The following is a 14,710-nucleotide window of genomic DNA, read 5'->3' as shown; positions in this document are numbered from 1 at the left end:
GGTGAGAGAGCGATTCCGTGTCGTCGGTGGTGCCCACCTCGTGGGTGAGGTCGCCGTCGTGGGCGCCAAGAACAGCGCTCTGAAGCTGATGGCCGTGGCCCTGCTGGCCGTGGGCCGCACGACGCTGACGAACGTGCCGGCCATCGCCGACGTGACGATCATGGCCGAGCTGCTGCGCCGACTCGGGGTGGGTGTCGACTACGACCCGGCGGCCGGCGTCGTCGTCCTCGACGTGCCCGAGCGCATCGGTCACCGGGCCGACTACGAGCTCGTCCGGGCGTTGCGGGCCTCCATCTCGGTGCTCGGTCCGCTCGTGGCCCGCGTGGGGGAGGCCGACGTGGCCGTGCCGGGCGGCGACGCGATCGGCTCGCGCGGCCTCGACCTGCACGCGGCCGGCCTCGAGGCCCTCGGCGCCGAGGTGCACGTGACCCACGGCTACCTCGTGGCCACGGCACCGGGCGGCCTGCACGGTGCCGACATCCGGCTCGACTTCCCCAGCGTGGGTGCCACCGAGAACATCCTCACGGCGGCGGTCCTGGCCCGTGGCACGACGACGATCGACAACGTCGCCAAGGAGCCCGAGATCATCGACATCGCCGAGATGCTCGTCTCGATGGGCGCCCGGCTCGAGGGCGCCGGCACGTCCCGCATCACCGTCCACGGGGTCGAGGCCCTCACCCCCACCGAGCACGCCGTCGTCTCCGACCGCATCGCGGCCGGCACGTGGGCCTTCGCCGCCGCCACGACGCGGGGGGACATCGAGGTCGTCGGCGGGGTCGCCGAGCACCTGCGGGCCCCGCTCGGGGCCCTCGAGGAGGCGGGCTGTCACGTCGAGGTCACGGCGCGCGGCTTCCGGGTCTCCGCGGTCGACCGGCGCCCGCGTGCCTTCGACGTCGCGACGCTGCCCTACCCGGGCTTCCCGACCGACCTGCAGCCCTTCGCCCTGTCCTACAACGCCGTCGCGGACGGCTCGGCCATGGTGACGGAGAACCTCTTCGAGGCCCGCTTCCGCACGGTGCAGGAGCTCGCCCGGCTCGGCGCGGACGCCCAGATCGACGGGCACCACGTCATGACCCACGGCGTCCCGATGCTCTCCGGCGCCCCCGTCGAGAGCAGCGACATCAGGTCCGGCGCCGCCCTCGTCATCGCGGGCCTCGTGGCCGAGGGCGACACCCTCGTCAGCGGCGTCCACCACATCGACCGGGGCTACCCGCGGTTCGAGCAGGCCCTGCGCGCCCTCGGCGCCGACGTGACACGCGAGCCGGACGACGAGCCCCCGTTCGAGTAGACGACCTCTCGCACCCTGGGGAGGACGGCCGGCCGCGGGGGCGGATCGTCCCCTTTGTCAGGAGCGCTCAGGGCCGGCGCGGAGCGTGGCTGACTTCTTCGCTCGATGTTCGTATTTTCTTGACCACTTCTTGACTCCTAGGGGCAACGTTTTGGCTGGCTGAGGCGTCATCATGGTGACGGCACAGCGTTGAGAGGGGTCTACATGACGCTGAACACCCACCGCAGGGGTCCGGTCAGAGTGCTCGACGCACCCGACGGCCACGATGTCATCATCGAGGGACGTCTCGACGTCCACACGGTGCCCGACATCCGCGACGCGATCCACGCGGTCATCAACCAGGGTCCCGGCGAGCTCCGCCTCCACCTCGGCGACGCCGAGATCGGCGACGCCACGGGCCTCGGGGTCATCGTCCACCTCCACCGCCGCGCCACGCGCGCCGAGCGACGGCTGCTGCTCGTCGACGCGAGCGACCGCACGACGCGCCTGCTGCGTGGCTGTCGACTCGAGCGCATCCTCGCCCCGCGCCACCCGGCGCCGGTGAGCCTGACTGTGGCGCCTCTCACCGCCTGAGCGCCTCCCCACCGCTGCACCCCGCCGCTACCGTCGAGCCATGTCTTCGACGGAGAGCACGCCGCATCCGGCCGCCCGGGTGACGCCCGACCGACCGTGGGTCATGCGCACGTATGCCGGCCACTCGAGTGCCGCTGCGAGCAACGCGCTCTACCGCCGCAACCTCTCCAAGGGGCAGACGGGGCTCTCCGTCGCCTTCGACCTGCCGACCCAGACCGGCTACGACCCCGACCACGTCCTCGCGCGGGGCGAGGTGGGCAAGGTCGGCGTCCCGATCAGCCACATCGGCGACATGGCAGCCCTGTTCGACGCGATCCCGCTGCGCGAGATGAACACGTCGATGACGATCAACGCCACGGCGATGTGGATGCTCGCGCTCTACCAGGTGGCTGCCGAGCGCCAGGCCGAGGCGGCGGGCGAGGACCCTGCGGCGTGGGTCCACGACCTTGCCGGCACGACCCAGAACGACATCATCAAGGAGTACCTCTCGCGCGGGACCTACGTCTTCCCGCCCGCGCCGTCGCTCCGCCTCATCACCGACATGGTCACCTACACGGTGCGCGAGATCCCGAAGTGGAACCCCATCAACATCTGCAGCTACCACCTGCAGGAGGCCGGGGCGACACCGGTGCAGGAGATCGCCTACGCCATGTCGACCGCGGTCGCCGTGCTCGACGCCGTCCGCGACTCCGGCCAGGTGCCGCCCGAGGAGCTCGCGAGCGTCGTGGCCCGGATCTCCTTCTTCGTCAACGCCGGCGTGCGGTTCGTCGAGGAGATGTGCAAGATGCGCGCCTTCGTGCAGCTGTGGGACGAGCTGACCCGGGAGCGTTACGGCGTCACCGACGCGAAGGCCCGGCGCTTCCGCTACGGCGTCCAGGTCAACAGCCTCGGCCTCACCGAGGCGCAGCCCGAGAACAACGTCCAGCGCATCGTCCTCGAGATGCTCGCCGTGACGCTCTCGAAGGACGCCCGCGCCCGCGCGATCCAGCTGCCGGCGTGGAACGAGGCGCTCGGCCTGCCGCGGCCGTGGGACCAGCAGTGGAGCCTGCGCATGCAGCAGGTGCTCGCCTACGAGTCCGACCTGCTGGAGCACGAGGACCTCTTCGAGGGTTCGGTCGTCGTCGAGGCCAAGGTCGCCGAGCTCGTCGCGGGGGCGAAGGCCGAGATGGCCCGGGTCGAGCAGATGGGCGGCGCCGTCGCGGCGGTCGAGTCCGGCTACATGAAGTCGGCGCTCGTCGCCTCGCACGCCGAGCGCCGCCGACGCATCGAGACGGGCGAGGCCGTCATCGTCGGGCTCAACCGCTTCGAGACGACCGAGCCCAACCCGCTCACGGCCGACCTCGACACGGCGATCCAGACCGTCGACGCCGACGTCGAGCGTCATGCCTCCGAGGCCGTGCGCGCGTGGCGCGAGACGCGTGACGCCGACCCCGAGCGTCGGGCGCGCGCCGCGGCCGCCATGGAGCGGCTGCGCGCCGATGCGGCGACGGACGTCAACCTCATGGCGGCCTCGCTCGAGTGCGCCCGTGCCGAGGTGACGACGGGGGAGTGGGCGGCTGCGCTGCGCGAGCAGTTCGGCGAGTACCGCGCTCCCACCGGGGTCTCCGGCTCGGTCGGCGTCGGCTCGAGCGAGCCCGGCGACGCCTTGTCCCACGTGCGCGAGCTCGTCGCCCGCACGGGTGAGGAGCTCGGCGAGAAGCTGCGCATCCTCGTCGGCAAGCCCGGCCTCGACGGCCACAGCAACGGCGCCGAGCAGGTCGCCGTGCGTGCCCGAGACGCCGGGTTCGAGGTCGTCTACCAGGGCATCCGCCTGACCCCCGAGCAGATCGTCGCGGCCGCGGTGGCCGAGGACGTCCACCTCGTCGGGCTCTCGATCCTCAGCGGCTCGCACATGGAGCTCGTGCCCGAGGTGCTGCGGGGACTGCGCGAGGCGGGCGCCGGCGACGTGCCGGTCATCGTCGGCGGCATCATCCCCGAGTCCGACGCTGCCGCGCTCCGGGCCGCCGGCGTCGCCATGGTCTTCACCCCGAAGGACTTCGGACTCAACGACATCATGGCCGAGATGGTCGGTGTGATCCGCGCCGCACGGGGTCTTGCGCCCCTCGAGTCCGCGCCGGCCTGAGCAGGCGTAGCGTCGCAGGTATGAGCGACCTGCAGTGCGCCGCCCGCATCATCCTGGTCAACCCTCCGGGGCTCACGGACGTCCCGTGGCTCGCCTCCGCGATCCACCTTGAGAAGGTCCAGGCGGTGTATGCCGCCGACGACGTCCCCGACACCGGCCCGGTCGAGTCGCTCGCCGACGACCTCGGCGTCCCCTCGCACCTCGGCCACGGCGACCTCCGCGACGGGTCGTCCGGTCTCGAGGAGCTCGTCGACCGGCACCGCGGCGAGACCGTCGTCGTCGTGCGCGGCGGCGACGAGCCCGACCCCGTCCTGCTGCTCGTCGACGCGGACGGCGTCAGCACCCAGACGATCGAGGGCCTGTCCTGATGGCAGTGACGGCGACCGCCGACGTCGTCGTCGCCGAGCTCGAGGCCGAGGCCTCACCGGAGGCGCTCGCGTCGGTGCGCAAGCGCATCGCCCCCGACGAGGAGGCCTTCGGCGTGCGGATGGGCACGCTCTTCGCTGCCGCCAGGCGCCACACCTCGCTCCCGCTCGGCGAGGTGCAGCAGCTGCTCGCACACCCGGCCTACGAGCCACGCCTCGCGGCCCTCTGCATCCTCGACTTCAAGGCGCGGCGCAAGCGGATCGACGGGCACGGTCGGGGCACCCTCGCCCGGACCTACCTCGGCCACCACGACCGGATCACGACGTGGGACATGGTCGACCGGGCCGCGCCGCGCGTCATCGGGCTGTGGCTCGTGGGTCGTGACAAGCAGATCCTGCGCGACCTGGCCCTCTCGCCCCAGCCGCTGCGCCGGCGCACCGCGATGACGGCGCCGCTCGGCTTCCTCGACAGCAACGACGTGGAGGTCGGCTGGGAGCTCGCCGGCCGGCTCGCGGCCGACCGGGACCCGTTGGTGCACAAGCCCGTCGGGATCTTCGTCAAGCACGCCGGCGAGCGTGACCGCGACCGGCTGGTGGCCTTCCTGGAGGAGCACGTCGAAGGGATGCCGCGACCGGCTGTCCGGCTCGCCGTCGAGAAGCTGCCACCCGACCTGCGCTCGCGATGGGTGTGACCGCGCTGCGGCGCGGCTCGCCTGCCTCGCGAGGGCGACGACACGGCATACGCCCTCGGTGCGTCAGAAGAGGCGGGACTCCGCGTCGTCGATGCCCTTGAGGGCGTCGTAGTCGAGCACGACGCACCGGATGCCGCGGTCCTCGGCGAGCGTGCGCGCCTGCGGCTTGATCTGCTGGGCGGCGAAGACGCCCGTCACGGGCGCGAGGTGCGGGTCACGGTTCATCAGCTCGAGGTAGCGGGTCAGCTGCTCGACGCCGTCGATCTCGCCGCGACGCTTGATCTCGACGGCGACGCTCGTGCCGGCCGAGTCCTTCGCGAGGATGTCGACGGGGCCGATGGCCGTCATGTACTCGCGGCGCACGAGCGACCAGCCGTGGCCGAGGGTGTGGATGTGCTCGGCGAGCAGCCGCTGCAGGTGCGCCTCGACGCCGTCCTTGACGAGGCCCGGGTCGACGCCGAGCTCATGGTCGGAGTCGTGCAGGACCTCGTGGATGAGGACCGTGAGGCGGTCCTCGCTCTTGGCGTGCTGCACCCGCCAGACGGCGACGATCCCGTCGGTGGTCTGGACCTCGTCGGGCTCGACCTCGGCCATCGTGCACGGTGGCGACATCCAGTTGAGCGGCTTGTAGGAGCCGCCGTCGCTGTGCACGAGCACCGAGCCGTCGGCCTTGACGACGAGCAGCCGGGTCGCGAGCGGGAGGTGGGCGGTGAGCCGACCGTCGTAGTCGACGCTGCACCGGGCTATGACGAGACGCACCGGTCCACCCTAGAGGAGGGCGCGTGGGCAGCGTCACGCCCCGGGCGGGTGTGGCCGGCGCACACCCTCTGCGAGACTTTCGCCCATGGCTCGAGAGTTCACCAAGGTTGGCGTCATCGGACTCGGCACCATGGGTGCCGGCATCGTCGAGGTCTTCGCGCGCAACGGCATCGACGTCGTCGCGGTGGAGGTCACCGACGAGGCGGTCGAGAAGGGCAAGGGCGTCCTGCAGCACTCGACCGACCGGGCCGTCTCGCGCGGCAAGCTCGACGCCGAGGAGCAGGCCGCCCTCCACGCGCGCGTGCTCTTCACGAGCGACATGGCCGACCTCAAGGAGTGCCAGCTCGTCGTCGAGGCCGTGCCCGAGCACCTCGACCTCAAGAAGGACATCTTCGCCAAGCTCGACGCCATCGTCTCCGACGACGCGATCCTCGCGACGAACACCAGCTCGCTGCCGGTGACCGAGATCGCCGTCGCCACGATCAACCCCAAGCGCGTCGTCGGCATGCACTTCTTCAACCCGGCGCCCGTGCTCCAGTTCGTCGAGGTCATCAAGACCGTCATCACGAGCGACGAGATCTTCGAGGACGTCAAGGCGCTCGCCGAGCGGCTCGGCAAGAAGCCCGTCATCGTCGGGGACAAGGCGGGCTTCATCGCCAACGCCCTGCTCTTCGGCTATCTCAACCACGCCGTCGCGATGTACGAGAGCAAGTACGCCACGCGCGAGGACATCGACGCCGCCATGAAGCTCGGGTGCGGCTACCCCATGGGGCCGCTCGCGCTCATGGACCTCATCGGGCTCGACACCGCCTACGAGATCCTCGACACGATGTACAAGCAGGGCCGCGACCGCCTGCACGCCCCGAGCCCGATCATCAAGCAGATGGTCAGCGCCGGGCTCAAGGGCCGCAAGAGCGGCCGCGGCTTCTACACGTATGCCGCCCCGGGCAGCTCGGCGGTCGTCGACGACGCCCTGACGCCCGCGGCCGCGGAGGACACGACGACGGGCACGCGCCCGATCCGGACGGTCGGCGTCGTCGGCTCCGGCACGATGGCCACCGGCATGGTCGAGGTCTTCGCCAAGGCCGGCCTCGACGTGACGTTCGTGGCCCGCAGCGACGCCAAGGTCGAGGCCGTGCGCGCGGCGCTCGCCAAGAGCCTCGAGAAGGCCGTCCAGCGCGGCAAGGCCACCGAGGAGGACCGCGACGCGGCCCTGGCCCATGTGCGCGGCACGACCCGCCTCGAGGACCTCGCCCAGGTCGACCTCGTCGTCGAGGCCGTCGTCGAGGACCTCACCGTCAAGCGCGCGCTCTTCGAGAACCTCGACGAGATCTGCCGCCCGGGAGCCATCCTCGCGACGACGACGAGCTCGCTGCCCGTCGTCGAGTGCGCGGCCGCCACGAAGCGCCCGCAGGACGTCATCGGCATGCACTTCTTCAACCCGGCCCAGGTCATGAAGCTCGTCGAGGTCGTGCACACGGTGTCGACCGCCGACGACGTCATCGCGACCGTGCAGGCCCTCTGCGCGACGGTCGGCAAGCACGCCGTGACGTGCGGCGACCGCGCCGGCTTCATCGTCAACGCGCTGCTCTTCCCCTACCTCAACGACGCCGTGAAGATGCTCGAGGCCAACTACTCGACGGCCGACGACATCGACACCGCGATGAAGACCGGCTGTGGCCTGCCGATGGGGCCGTTCGAGCTGCTCGACGTCGTCGGCCTCGACGTGTCCCTCGCCATCGAGCGCGAGCTCTATCTCGAGTTCCGCGAGCGGGGCTACGCCCCCGCGCCGCTGCTCGAGCACCTCGTCACCGCCGGCTACCTCGGGCGCAAGACGGGGCGCGGCTTCCGCACCTACGCCTGACACCTACGCTGGAGACATGCCCTCGCGTCGTCGTCCCAGCAAGCACGCGCGTGAGCACGTGCCGCTCGACGTGACGCGGATCCAGGGCGGCTCCACGCGTGAGGAGTCGTATGCCGGCACGCGCTGGACCGTGCGCTCCGTCAGCGGCGCGTCCGCCACGCGTGACTACCTCTGCCCGGGGTGCCAGCAGGACATCCCACCCGGGGTCCCGCACGTCGTCGTGTGGCCGGCCGAGGGCGTCGGCGGGCTCGGGGACCGTCGGCACTGGCACACCGGCTGCTGGCAGCGGCGCGACGCCCGGCCGAGCGGCAACTCCTACCGCTGACGCGCGTCAGGCGTCGAGGACGGGGGCGAGCTCGCGGCCCACGAGGTGCAGCGGAGCCGTGTCACGCTGCGCGCGGGCGAGCACGATGGCTCCCTCGAGGGCGCACAGCATGAGGGTCGAGAGCGCCTGCGCCCGCCGGGGCGTCCGGCCCATCGTGACGAGGGCCGCGGTGATCGGACGCTGCCACGTCTGCAGGGCGGACGCGGCCGCCCTGCGCACGGCGTCGTTGGTGTCCGCACAGTCGACGACCGCGGCGGCGACGGGGCAGCCGCGGGCGAAGCCGCGCGACTCGAGGTCGGCCGCCCAGTCGTCGACGATCGCGGTGAAGAGGCGCGAGGGGGTCGGCCGCCTCATCCGGGCGAGGTGCTCGTCGACGCGTTCGGCGGCCCAGGTGCCGGCCCACTCGAGGGCCTCCCCGACGAGCTGGTCCTTGCCGCCGGGGAAGTAGTGCTGGAGGGAGCCGCGTGGTGCGTCCGCGGCGGCGACGACCTCTCGCAGTCCCGTGCCGGAGACCCCGGCGCGACGCAGGTGCTGGGCGGTCTCGTAGACGATGCGCTCGCGGTGTCCACGGGTGCTGGCCGACATGTCGCCTCCGGTCCGGTCGGGTGACCTCGACCATGACACTCGTCATGATCCGAGCGCTACTATGACACTCGTCATAATAGTCGCGGATGGAGGTCGTCATGGAGACGCGCGTCGGGTTCATCGGTCTCGGCATCATGGGACGGCCCATGGCGGCCAACCTGCAGCGTGCGGGCATCCCTCTCTCCGTGTGGAACCGGTCGCCGGGCGGAGCCGCGGCGCTGGCATCGCTGGGAGCCGTCGTGCACCCCTCGCCGACAGCCGTCTTCGAGGCGAGCGACGTCGTCCTGCTCATGCTGGCCCACGAGACTGCGGTCGACGAGGTGCTCCAGCGGGGGAGTGACGCGTTCTCGCGGATGGTGTCGGGGCGCACGGTCGTGCACCTCGGCACGACCTCGCCCGGCTTCTCCGCCGCCCTCGCTCGGGACGTCGAGGCGGCCGGCGGTGACTACGTCGAGGCGCCCGTCTCGGGCTCGCGCGTCCCGGCGGAGCGGGCGGAGCTCGTGGGCCTCGTCGCCGGCAGGCCCGAGGTCGTCGACCGCGTCGAACCGCTGCTCGCCCCGATGTGCCGCGAGGTCGTCCGGTGCGGCGAGGTGCCGGCGGGGACGGGCACGAAGCTCGCCGTCAACCTCTACCTCTGCACGATGGTCGCCGGGCTCGCCGAGGCCTTCCACCTCGCCGACCGCCTCGACCTCGACCTCGAGGTCTTCCGTCACGCCCTCGACTCCGGTCCGATGGCGAGCGCGGTCTCGACGGTCAAGCTCGCCAAGCTCGTCGCGCGCGACTTCGAGGCCCAGGCCGCGGTGCGCGACGTCCACACCAACACCCGGCTCATCGCCGACGCCGCGGGCGCCGTCGGGGCCCACAGCCCGCTGCTCGAGGCGACGCGCGAGCTCTTCAGGGAGACCGAGGCCGCCGGGCTCGGCGCGCTCGACATGGCGGCCGTCGTCACGGCCCTGGAGCAGCGGGATGGCCGCCCCGACGGCACGTCACGGCGTCACGGCTCCCCGGGCACACGGCATACACCCTCGCGGAGCGACTGCGGCTAGTGCCGGCGCTGGCGGGGGACGAGGACCTCCTCGTAGAGCAGCAGCGCCCCCGCCGCGAACGGGATCGCCAGCAGCGCGCCGAGGATGCCGAGTAGGGCCCCGCCGGCGAGCGCGGCGACGACCGTCACGGCGCCGGGAACGGCCACGGTCCGCTGCATGATGCGCGGCATGACGGCGTAGTTCTCGATCTGCTGGTAGACGATGAAGTAGATGATGACGATGAGCGCCTTCTTCGGCTCGTCGAAGAACGCGACGATCGCGACGACGGTCGCGCCGAGCGTCGCGCCGATCATCGGCACCAGCCCGAGGAAGCCCACGAGCACGGCCAGCACCGCGGCGAACTGCAGGTCGATGAGGCTCATCATGATCCAGGCGAAGAACGCGTTGATCGCGGCGACGGCGACCTGGCCGATGGCGTAGGACCCGACGCGGCGCATCACCTCCTCGGAGAGCGAGACGGTGCGCGGGCGCCGGGTGGCCGGCACGAGAGCGTAGGCCGCCTGCTTGACCGCCGGCAGGGACGCGAGGAAGTAGAGGGTGAGGACGAGCACCGTCAAACCGCTGAAGACGCCGGTCGCGATGACCTTGCCCGCGTCGAGGACGCCGCCGAAGACGCCGGCCCACAGGTTGCCGTCGGCGACGCGCTTGTTGACCTCCTCCTGGATGCGCTGGACGAGCTGGTAGCGGTGGTCGACGTCCTGCACCCACGGGTTGGCCAGCAGGTTGTCGAAGAGCCTCGGCGCGTTCGTCGCGAGCTCACTGCCCTGCTCGGCCACCGGCGGGATGACGACCCAGCCGACGAGCGCGAAGACGGCGAGCACGCCGAGGAAGACGATGGTGACCGCCCAGCCGCGGCGCAGCCTGCGGCGGGTCAGCGCCTCGACGAGCGGGTTGAGCGCGAGGGTCAGGAAGAACGAGATGACGAGCAGGGTGATGACCGTGCCCAGGCGGCCTACCGCCTGCACGACGGCGTAGGCCGTGAGCACGCCGATCGCGCCGACGAAGCCGATGTAGAACGGTGACTGCCGGTTGAAGGGGGTGCCGCTCGGACCGAAGTCGCGCCGCCCGGCCTTGCCCCGCTTGCCACCACCGGCTCCCGGGGCAGCCGCGCCTGCGGCTTCTGAGCCGTCGGTCGCTGCGGTGGCGCCGGTGGGGCTGGTGGCGCCGCTGGGGCCGGAGGTCGTGGAGCCTGAGGGTGGCGCGTCGGTGGTGGCCGGCGCGTCGGTCGGCCCGGCCCCGAGCGGGAGGGTGCTGGCGAGGAGGTCGGGCCCACCCCGTCCGTCGGGCGAGTCCGCGGGATCCCCGTAGGCCGCTCGCGAGGCGCGCTCGTCGAAGCCGAGGTCGCGGGCCCGGAACTCGTCCATCCGGGCGCGCTGGGCGCGGCGGTACCGCGTCCACCGTCCCCAGATGCTCACGCCCGCGAGCCTACGTCAGGCACCCGCGACGGGCCCGAGTTGCCCCGGGGCGTGTCAGGAGCGCCGGCACGAGGCCGCGCGCTTCCGCGGCCCGGGCGGGACGGCATACGGGTACGGGACGGGTGAACGAGAACGCGACCGCGCCCCTGAGGGGCGGCGCCCGACACCAGACCAGCACGAGGAGCACCATGCCCAGCGTCACTCGCAGCTTCACCGTCCACCCCGCGCCGGCGGCCGTCATCGACTACCTCAAGGACTTCTCGAACGCCGAGGAGTGGGACCCGGGCACCGAGTCGTGCACCCGTGTCGGCGACGGACCCGTCGCCGTCGGTGCGAGGTGGCACAACGTCTCGAAGATCGCCGGCGTCACGACGGAGCTCGACTACGAGCTGACCGAGCTCACGGACACCCGGATCGTCCTCGTCGGGCGCAACGACAGCGCGACGTCCACCGACACGATCACCGTCCTGCCCTCGGGCGAGGGCAGCGAGATCACCTACCACGCCGACCTCGACATGCACGGGCTCGCCAACCTCGCCGCCCCCGCCATGAAGCTCGTCTTCGAGAAGCTCGCCGACGACACCGAGGAGCAGCTGACGCGGGTGCTCGAGTCCCGCTGACCCGCGCGACTGCGGCCGCTCGGGCCGCGCGCCCGGTCGCCACGAGGGCCGGTCCACCGTCATGGTGGGCCGGCCCTCTCGTGCGGTCGCGGTCGGGACTACTGGTCGGCGAAGCGGTTGATCGCCGACTCGAAGCCGGCCCGCTTCTCGGGGTCGGTGACGCCGAGGCCGGGCTCGGGGGAGAGCGTCAGCACGCCGACCTTGCCCTGGTGGGCGTTGCGGTGGACGTCGAGCGCCGCCTGCCCGACCTCGTCGAGCGTGTACGTCTTGCTCAGGGTCGGGTGGATGAGCCCGCGGTTGACGAGCTCGTTGGCCTCCCACGCCTCGCGGTAGTTGGCGAAGTGCGAGCTGACGATGCGCTTGAGGTTCATCCAGAGGTAGCGGTTGTCGTACTCGTGCATGTAGCCCGACGTCGAGGCGCACGTGACGATGGTGCCGCCCTTGCGCGCGACGTAGACGCTCGCGCCGAAGGTCTCGCGGCCAGGGTGCTCGAAGACGATGTCGACGTCGTAGCCACCGGTCAGCTCGCGGATCTTCTTGCCGAGCCGCTGCCACTCGCGCGGGTTCTGCTCGGTGCCCTCGTCGTTCCAGAAGCGGTAGTCCTCGGCGTTGCGGTCGATGATGAGCTCGGCGCCCATGGCCCGGCAGATCTCGGCCTTCTCGGGCGAGGAGACGACGCAGATCGGGGTCGCACCGCCGGCGAGGGCCATCTGCGTGGCGTAGGAGCCGAGACCGCCGGACGCGCCCCAGACGAGCACGCGGTCGCCGAGCTTCATGGCGGCGCCGTTCTTGGAGATGAGCTGGCGGTAGGCCGTGCTGTTGACGAGGCCGGGGGAGGCGGCCTCCTCCCACGTCAGGTGGCCGGGCTTGGGCATCAGCTGGTTGGCCTTGACGATCGCGAGCTCGGCCAGGCCGCCGAAGTTCGTCTCGAAGCCCCAGATCCGCTGCTGCGGGTCGAGCATCGTGTCGTTGTGGCCCTCGGCGTCCTCGAGCTCGACCGAGAGGCAGTGGGCGACGACCTCGGTGCCGGGCTTCCACTTCGTCACGCCCGGGCCCGTGCGCAGGATGACGCCGGCGAGGTCGGACCCGACGACGTGGTAGGGCAGGTCGTGGCGCTTGGAGAACTCCGACATGCGGCCGTAGCGCTCGAGGAAGCCGAAGGTCGAGACCGGCTCGAAGATCGAGGTCCACACGGTGTTGTAGTTGATCGCACTCGCCATGACGGCGACGAGCGCCTCGCCCGGTGCGAGGTCGGGGACGGGTACCTCGTCGATGTGCAGCGACTTGCGCGGGTCCTTGTCGCGCGTGGCGAGCCCCTCGAACATGCCGACCTCGTCCTTGTGGACGGTCGCCCCGCGGTACGTGGCGGGGATCTCGATGTTCGCGTAGGTCTCCTGGGTGCGGTCGCCGGAGAGGATGGCGTCGCGGATGGCCTGCATTGAAGGTCCTTACGTCGCAGCGTCATTGGTGGGTCGAGACAGTGTCGAACCCGTGCGGTGTGTCCCCGAACGTAGCGAGACGTGACCCACGGGTAGCCGCTTCTGAGACGGCCACCACAGGTGACCTGGGTCACGAGGGCGATGCGACGCGGGCGGCCGCTCCGACGCACCCCCGCGAGGTCGTATGCCGTGTCGCGGGTACGGTCGGCGCGTGCGACGGACGGCGGCGGGTCTCGGGTGCTGGCTCGTGCAGCCGGTCTACCTGCTCGTCGAGCTGCTCGTCGCGGCCGCCGCGTCGGCGTCCTACAGCCTGCGCGACGACACGATCAGCGCGCTCGGGATGCTGACGTGCGCACCCGGACACGCCGGGGCGGCCGTCGACGTGTGCTCGTCGGGGCACGTCGCGCTCAACGCCGCGTTCGTCGTCTTCGGCCTGCTGCGGGCGGCGGGTGCCGTGCTCCTGCGCCCGCGTCTCGGCGCGGGCGGCTGGGCGCTCGCGGCGGTCTGGCTGTGGGTCGTGTCCGCGTGCTTCGCCGCTGCCGTGGGGCTCGTGCCGGTCGACCAGCTCCCGGGCTGGCACGCGGTCGTGGCCGTGCCCGTCTTCGTGCTCCAGCCGCTCGCGGTCCTCGTCACGGCCGAAGCGCTGCGGAGGTCACGCGCCGTGTCGCGGGGCGTCGCCCGGTCAGGAATCGTCCTCGGCGGGATCATGGTCGCCGCGGCCGCTGCGTTCGGGCTCCGGCTCGGGGACCCGACGTGGGTCGGCGCCCTCGAGCGCCTCGCGCTGTGGCCGACCTACCCGTGGCTCGCCGTCGTCGCCTGGGCGCTGCTCGTCGCCAGGAGGTCGGAGACCGTCGCGAAGACGTAGCGGTCGTCGCGGAGCCTGCGGATGATCGCCACGAGCCGGTCGATGGTGATGAGCCGGTCGGCCGTGCCGGTGTCGTGGGCGAGGACGATCGAGCCCGGACGCACCTGCGACGCGATGTCGTCGACGATGCCGTCGGGACGGCTCGCCACGAGGTCCTCGCGGGCCTGGGCCGACCACAGCACCGTGGTGAGGCCCGCCTCGGCCGCCGCCAGCAGGGCGGCGCCGCCGACGTGTCCGTAGGGCGGCCGGAAGAGCGTCGGCGCCTCGCCGTACGTCTCCGTCATGAGCCTGCTCGTGCTCGTGATCTCCGTGCTGCACCGCGACCAGTCGAGGCGGCCGAGGTCGTGGTGCTCGAAGGTGTGGTTCGCGAGCTCGTGCCGGCCGACGCTGTCACGGTGCAGGTCGCCGTGGTCGCGCACGTTGCGGCCGAGGCAGAAGAACGTGGCCGGCACGTCCTCAGCCTCCAGCGCGGCCAGCACCCGTGGGGTCCAGTCGGGGTGGGGGCCGTCGTCGAAGGTCAGCGCCACGCGGCGCTGCTGGCCCGGACCTGCCCAGACGACCGAGGTGGCCGCAGCCGACGGCGCGGACCGGTCGGGCCGCACCGCGCTGACCGGGCTGCCGTAGAAGGGCAGCGGCGTGTTCTCGTCCAGTCGCTCAGCGAGCCGCACCGCGCCCACCGCGCCCGCTGCTCCGACGGCTGCGCCGGCCGCCGCGGTCAGGGCCTGTCGGCGTGTGACCTCCATGCCAGCCGA

The 14,710-nt window shown here is 71.9% G+C and carries 15 protein-coding genes; 10 read left to right on the top strand and 5 right to left on the bottom strand.

Annotated elements, in window-relative coordinates; all coding sequences use genetic code 11:
• The first annotated feature begins 1 nt into the window (after position 1).
• The 5 genes from murA to ACSSS0_RS03965 all read left to right on the top strand — a co-directional run bounded on the left by murA (position 2) and on the right by ACSSS0_RS03965 (position 5,040).
• Positions 2-1,288 (top strand): UDP-N-acetylglucosamine 1-carboxyvinyltransferase, encoded by a 1,287-nt coding sequence (gene murA / locus ACSSS0_RS03985; RefSeq protein ID WP_435985204.1) that lies wholly within the window; start codon positions 2-4, stop codon positions 1,286-1,288.
• A 204-nt stretch (positions 1,289-1,492) separates the two neighbouring features.
• Positions 1,493-1,861, top strand: a complete 369-nt coding sequence (locus ACSSS0_RS03980; RefSeq protein WP_487230147.1) for an STAS domain-containing protein — start codon at positions 1,493-1,495, stop codon at positions 1,859-1,861.
• A gap of 103 nt (positions 1,862-1,964) precedes the next feature.
• On the top strand, positions 1,965-3,983 hold the full coding sequence (locus tag ACSSS0_RS03975; RefSeq protein ID WP_487231183.1) for a protein meaA: 2,019 nt from the start codon (positions 1,965-1,967) through the stop codon (positions 3,981-3,983).
• A gap of 20 nt (positions 3,984-4,003) precedes the next feature.
• Positions 4,004-4,351, top strand: coding sequence for a hypothetical protein (locus ACSSS0_RS03970; protein ID WP_435985206.1), 348 nt, complete (start codon positions 4,004-4,006; stop codon positions 4,349-4,351).
• Positions 4,351-5,040, top strand: a complete 690-nt coding sequence (locus tag ACSSS0_RS03965; RefSeq protein WP_487230146.1) for a DNA alkylation repair protein — start codon at positions 4,351-4,353, stop codon at positions 5,038-5,040. Before ACSSS0_RS03970 ends, ACSSS0_RS03965 begins: the two co-directional genes overlap by 1 nt.
• A 63-nt stretch (positions 5,041-5,103) precedes the next feature.
• On the opposite strand, the gene nucS is transcribed toward ACSSS0_RS03965, so the two are convergent.
• Complete coding sequence (gene nucS / locus ACSSS0_RS03960; protein WP_487230145.1) at positions 5,104-5,799, bottom strand: endonuclease NucS; 696 nt, start codon at positions 5,797-5,799, stop codon at positions 5,104-5,106.
• Between the two features lie 85 nt (positions 5,800-5,884).
• Between nucS and ACSSS0_RS03955 the strand changes: the two genes are divergently transcribed.
• Together ACSSS0_RS03955 and ACSSS0_RS03950 are read left to right on the top strand one after the other, a co-directional pair.
• The gene (locus ACSSS0_RS03955) at positions 5,885-7,663 is read left to right on the top strand and encodes a 3-hydroxyacyl-CoA dehydrogenase family protein (protein WP_487230144.1); all 1,779 of its coding nucleotides are present in this window, start codon (positions 5,885-5,887) and stop codon (positions 7,661-7,663) included.
• A gap of 16 nt (positions 7,664-7,679) precedes the next feature.
• Positions 7,680-7,988: a hypothetical protein gene (locus ACSSS0_RS03950; RefSeq protein WP_435985210.1), complete on the top strand. Its 309-nt coding sequence runs from the start codon at positions 7,680-7,682 to the stop codon at positions 7,986-7,988.
• Positions 7,989-7,994: 6 nt separating this feature from the next.
• Here the strand turns inward: ACSSS0_RS03950 and ACSSS0_RS03945 are convergent, their stop codons facing one another.
• Positions 7,995-8,573 carry a TetR/AcrR family transcriptional regulator gene (locus tag ACSSS0_RS03945; RefSeq protein WP_487230143.1) on the bottom strand — a complete coding sequence of 193 codons (579 nt, stop codon included), beginning with the start codon at positions 8,571-8,573 and terminating at the stop codon, positions 7,995-7,997.
• 98 nt (positions 8,574-8,671) lie between these two features.
• Between ACSSS0_RS03945 and ACSSS0_RS03940 the strand changes: the two genes are divergently transcribed.
• A complete protein-coding gene (locus tag ACSSS0_RS03940; protein WP_487230142.1) occupies positions 8,672-9,619 on the top strand; it encodes an NAD(P)-dependent oxidoreductase in 948 nt (315 codons plus the stop codon).
• Here ACSSS0_RS03940 and ACSSS0_RS03935 read toward each other — a convergent pair.
• Complete coding sequence (locus tag ACSSS0_RS03935) at positions 9,616-11,034, bottom strand: AI-2E family transporter (RefSeq protein WP_435985213.1); 1,419 nt, start codon at positions 11,032-11,034, stop codon at positions 9,616-9,618. The two genes, ACSSS0_RS03940 and ACSSS0_RS03935, sit on opposite strands and share 4 nt — an antisense overlap.
• Positions 11,035-11,222: 188 nt before the next feature.
• On the opposite strand from ACSSS0_RS03935, the gene ACSSS0_RS03930 reads away from it, so the two are divergent.
• Complete coding sequence (locus ACSSS0_RS03930; RefSeq protein WP_435985214.1) at positions 11,223-11,654, top strand: SRPBCC family protein; 432 nt, start codon at positions 11,223-11,225, stop codon at positions 11,652-11,654.
• A 98-nt stretch (positions 11,655-11,752) separates the two neighbouring features.
• Here the strand turns inward: ACSSS0_RS03930 and ccrA are convergent, their stop codons facing one another.
• Positions 11,753-13,093 carry a crotonyl-CoA carboxylase/reductase gene (gene ccrA, locus ACSSS0_RS03925; RefSeq protein ID WP_487230141.1) on the bottom strand — a complete coding sequence of 447 codons (1,341 nt, stop codon included), beginning with the start codon at positions 13,091-13,093 and terminating at the stop codon, positions 11,753-11,755.
• Positions 13,094-13,304: 211 nt separating this feature from the next.
• Between ccrA and ACSSS0_RS03920 the strand changes: the two genes are divergently transcribed.
• Complete coding sequence (locus ACSSS0_RS03920; protein WP_487230140.1) at positions 13,305-13,958, top strand: DUF998 domain-containing protein; 654 nt, start codon at positions 13,305-13,307, stop codon at positions 13,956-13,958.
• On the opposite strand, the gene ACSSS0_RS03915 is transcribed toward ACSSS0_RS03920, so the two are convergent.
• Positions 13,886-14,701 (bottom strand): polysaccharide deacetylase family protein, encoded by an 816-nt coding sequence (locus tag ACSSS0_RS03915; RefSeq protein ID WP_487230139.1) that lies wholly within the window; start codon positions 14,699-14,701, stop codon positions 13,886-13,888. The two genes, ACSSS0_RS03920 and ACSSS0_RS03915, sit on opposite strands and share 73 nt — an antisense overlap.
• Positions 14,702-14,710 lie beyond the last annotated feature (9 nt).

It is taken from the genome of Terrabacter sp. R4-6 (assembly GCF_057529065.1).
This window is presented reverse-complemented; position numbering and strand designations above follow the sequence as displayed.